At 51.4% G+C, this 4,021-nt stretch carries 4 protein-coding genes and 1 pseudogene; all 5 read right to left on the bottom strand.

What is annotated here, in order from left to right; all coding sequences use genetic code 11:
• A pseudogene (locus MOST_RS17470) lies at nt 1–214 on the bottom strand (hypothetical protein); the annotation flags it as partial.
• A 476-nt stretch (nt 215–690) separates the two neighbouring features.
• Nucleotides 691–1,773: a DUF4238 domain-containing protein gene (locus tag MOST_RS00020; RefSeq protein WP_054935689.1), complete on the bottom strand. Its 1,083-nt coding sequence runs from the start codon at nt 1,771–1,773 to the stop codon at nt 691–693.
• A gap of 105 nt (nt 1,774–1,878) precedes the next feature.
• The gene (locus tag MOST_RS18375) at nt 1,879–2,409 is read right to left on the bottom strand and encodes an SLATT domain-containing protein (RefSeq protein ID WP_054935690.1); all 531 of its coding nucleotides are present in this window, start codon (nt 2,407–2,409) and stop codon (nt 1,879–1,881) included.
• Between the two features lie 6 nt (nt 2,410–2,415).
• The gene (locus tag MOST_RS00010; RefSeq protein ID WP_054935691.1) at nt 2,416–3,351 is read right to left on the bottom strand and encodes an SMODS domain-containing nucleotidyltransferase; all 936 of its coding nucleotides are present in this window, start codon (nt 3,349–3,351) and stop codon (nt 2,416–2,418) included.
• 398 nt (nt 3,352–3,749) lie between these two features.
• Entirely contained in the window at nt 3,750–3,923 is a 174-nt protein-coding gene (locus MOST_RS17095; RefSeq protein ID WP_161952779.1) for a hypothetical protein, read from the bottom strand.
• Nucleotides 3,924–4,021 lie beyond the last annotated feature (98 nt).

Genomic DNA, 4,021 nt, shown 5'->3' with positions numbered 1-4,021 from the left:
CAGACTTTTCTTCTTTAAGGATTTCCAGCACAACTTTGGCTTTAAAATCTGTTGGATATTTCTTTCGTACACTCATTTGACGCTTAGGACCCCCTGTTTTTGTGTCTAGTTTTCTGGGTCCATTATAGACCTCCACCCCAATCGCCAACATCAGGGGCGGCCGCAAGCCGAAGTAGCTATATTTAACCCAGTACAAGACTTTATCGCTAATCATTCATATCAACTCCTGCGCTCGCTTGGCGGTTTCTGGTTTTGAACACCTCACTATGTCAAAAAACATCTGATTCTTGTCACGCCGCTCGTAAAATTAAATCCAGCGGCGTGAGTGATGTGGCGACGCAAACAAATCTCGCGCCGCCCAATACGAGCGGCGTGAACTTATTTCGGTTTAATGCGTCACTTGCCCGGTTTCAGGTCAATCGGGTTGTCGTCTTCATCAACCGGCTGCCCTTCGACTTTTAGGAGTTTGCCGTCTTTATCCTCTCCACTCAATCCAGTCCTACTGGTGCCATCCATTTTCATCGAGGATAAGGTGAACCCTAGGGTTTTTTTGTATTACCCCAGACCCACCGAGGTCAATCTCTCTCGTCTCGGTTTTTACTGGAGTAGGGGTGCCCTTGAGTTTCCACCAGTCTTTGTCCGTGGCCACATCCACGACAAACTCCTTGAGGTCTTTGGCGAAAACCTGAGCTAACGTGAGCCCTTGAGACGACTAAACCGTAACGTACGACCGCGCAAATGGGGAGGCTCTGGCCAATCTGGCATCGGGAAGGGCTTCCGGTCATTGCGCACACGCTCGTACAGTGGAACTCGACGCGCATTTCTTCTAATGCTCAGGAAGGAGAGATTGAGCCCTAGGTTTGGAGTGCGCTCGAAAAGGTGCAGTAACGAGTGGTTTTCATCCTTTTCAGCACCGTACTCTAGTACTCGTACCAAGTCAAGATCCCGGTAACGCGCTGCCTTTCGCGCCAGTTGCTCAAGTCCCTTGGCCTGCTGCCAATCAGAGAAGTACACATTTTCTGAAGCACTAATCACCTGCATCATATTCAGAAGTTCGACATCCTCATCTGACGCAGATGTGATGTTCGACCTTAAGTCTCCAACTTTGTAGACCGAGCCGTCATAGAGTAGCAGGTGAACGCCAGGGGAGAGCGGGAGGAATAACAGTAGTCCACGGCTGAGGGCGCCCGTGACTCCAACTTCCCGTGCTGCCTCGCAATACTGGTTATACTTGAACACAGGATTGTCGCTCGTAATGAACGAGTTTTCACTTGCCAAAATCAAGTGGGCTTTTAGGTCGGAGATGGAGTATAGCATCGCAGGGAGGTGTGAAAGAGACAACAGTACCGGGTAGTCGTAACCGAATCTTACGGATTCTATATCAATACCCTCAAGGCGTGGGTCCCTAGAGAATACCTGCTTGGTCATCTTATCCACGCTCGTGTTGATCCGTGCGGCGGCAGCAGTGGTCCGGAGCAATTGAAGTGCAACGAAGGCGAAGAGCAACTGATGCTCTTCGCTCTCCGGTGATGGAAGTACCCTTTGTTCTCTGATTGCCTTAAGAACAGGGGCAACGTGGCACTCGATTATCGCAAGGTTCTCTTCCAAGTCATCAGTGGTACCGTAGAAGCGATGCTTATAACACTGATCTCTCAGGCTAGCATTGGGGATTGCCTGGTGGCGTGGAAGATTGTAAATATGAATTCGCCTCGGAGCACTCCGGAACACCTCTAAGTAGAAGCGAGGCACATAGTGGTGCTTGCGTTTACTCATGAACTGATACCTCCTGAAGACCAAGTGCGTGTGGACGGATTGACAATCAGTCCGCTTCTGAAGGCCGTTATGCCAGTAGACTAAACTCCCGGCGAATGTGTTGGGTTAGCAGTGGCCATTGGCTCCCCTCTTCGATCCCTTACAGTCGTCCGGCTCGAACAAGCCAGCCTTAATCCTTCGACGCCCTACTTCGAACGACTTAATGTCTGTTGCCTTTGGTCCCTGGATCAACGCATTGTACTTGTCAGTCAGACGTCTAACCTCCGCCACGAGTTGCTCATGGGAAATCTCACGCCACATTGTCTCCTGCAGTGTCCGAGCTTCATGTCGAAGCGCCGTTAAACTGTTAGCCAAAATACGGTGTTCGGTTGCCAACCGATCTACTCCAAGTGAGGAAGCCACAGTCGAGACGGTGCCTGCTACCGCTGCAACCGCACCAATCCAATTTGGGAATCCCAATGCAACCAGTAGCCCACAAATGCCAGCCACAACTGAGGGTACGGTCAAAAACCACTGAGAACGAGTTTCTGCCCTGTCTGCTGTTACAAAATGAGCCTGTGCGGTGTAAAGGCAGTTCTCCGCTATGGTCCTGCACTCATCAAGCAAATGTTGGTACTGTTGCTCCTCCTGGTTCATAGTTGCTCACCTCGGGAAAGGCTTGCCGAAGAATTCAGCCCACGCTTCCAGAGCTTGGGGCGAGTCCTTTAACCCACAAATCTTCCATGCAAGCGCTCCCAGCTTTGAAAGCAGCTTACCGGTATTCTCCAATTGCAGCAAGGTCATACCTGAATCCATCCCTGGGGAGAAGCTCCCGGGCAGGGTTACAGGGCCAAGCATATGTGGGCTTGCGTTGCTGAGAAAATAGGCCAACAGGTGTTGATAGCCCCATCTAAGTCCCTGTAATCTCCAGTTCGCTATCGCCTCGGGGATGATTAGAGTGCAAAGAACCTCAATATGAAAGGACTTTAATCCAACATCATAGTTTCGTAGAAAGGCTTTGCACATCTTGATGAATGGCACCAGTTCACCCCCGCACAACGCGTTTAAACGGCTTATCACACTCGCGTCATAATCGTAGTCAGCGGGAACCCAAGTTCCCTGAGCCGTTCCAACCAAGTAGCAATCTGGCTCTCCAGGCCCGTGATTGTGATGCCCTGTTTTGTCGATGAACGCAGGAACCAGTTCCATGGTAAAGCCGTCGGCGTATTCCAAGATTACTGTAGGTGCGTCTGTTGTTGGTTCCATAAGCTTATAGGTTCTGTTGGATGATAAAGCGTTTCGAACCGCTCGCAACGCGTCCTGTGGCGTTATGCCTTCCCCTGGGGGCGCAAAACGGAAGGCGGTTCCTCTCGTAACCACGACGTCAATGTCCAGTTTATCGCTTAGATCAGCTGGCCGGATTTTGGTCTTACGCTGGAACGATCCGATTTGCGTTACCTTATACCCTGGCAGCGCTCTTTCCAGCGTCCCCTTCACAGCGTTATACCGTTGTGATGCCAACTGAACACGATTAGGGTTTAACTCAATCCTAGAGAGCAGTTCCTGAAATGCTTCTCTGATGGTTGTGATATCCGGCATGGCTGACTCTCCTTTGCTCTGCCTGAACTAACATTTTGCTTGAGGCAAGATTCGATCGAACACTAGGTACGTAAGAATAGGTCGCCGAAGTTGACCCTATCCCGTCAGCCGACGTTTCTTCTCCCATTCGTCGGCCGCTTCTTTACCTCCATCATGGTGACCATGTCGAGAAACCCTGTAGCGCGATGACGAAGCTCCCTATACAGGTCCAATACCCGGCTTAGAATTCCTGCTCCAAAGACTGAGACACCAAACTACCTCCAAAACCGGGTTACCCACGGCAAGCCGGCCGTCCTGTGTACTCTAAGAAGCCACAATCATACTCCAGACGGCTCCGTTTCCGAGCAATTTCCACAACTGCAGGGCAAGGGGCGAAGCGCGTAGCTTCGCCCCTTGCCTTAAATGAGATCGGCTTCCTTCAGCGGTTCGATAACGCCGTTCTGAAGCTTGATCCGGTCGAAACCGTCTTCTCGTTCTGCTCGAATGATGACGGATACCTTCCCAGCGAGGTCTGCCAGGTTAGCCAGCGCATTCCAGGCGGTAAAAAGCTGATTTCGGTCAGCAACGAACATTAGTTCCACGACCCTTTCACCTGCGGGTTCCGGATCAAGGGGCGGCTGCGGCCCAGGCGGTATAGGGCCAGGGGGCGGGGTTGACCCTGGAGGTGGAG

The organism is Neomoorella stamsii (genome assembly GCF_002995805.1).
Taxonomy (GTDB): Bacteria; Bacillota; DSM-521; order Neomoorellales; family Neomoorellaceae; genus Neomoorella; species Neomoorella stamsii.
Note: the sequence above shows the minus strand (reverse complement) of the source record. Positions and strands in the feature narration are given on the sequence as shown.

Excerpts from the sequence above, each read along its gene's own strand:
- MOST_RS00020 (WP_054935689.1), bottom strand. The coding sequence starts at position 1,773 with ATGAGTAAACGCAAGCACCACTATGTGCCTCGCTTCTACTTAGAGGTG.
- MOST_RS18375 (WP_054935690.1), bottom strand. The coding sequence starts at position 2,409 with ATGAACCAGGAGGAGCAACAGTACCAACATTTGCTTGATGAGTGCAGG.
- MOST_RS00010 (WP_054935691.1), bottom strand. The coding sequence starts at position 3,351 with ATGCCGGATATCACAACCATCAGAGAAGCATTTCAGGAACTGCTCTCT.
- MOST_RS17095 (WP_161952779.1), bottom strand. The coding sequence starts at position 3,923 with ATGTTCGTTGCTGACCGAAATCAGCTTTTTACCGCCTGGAATGCGCTG.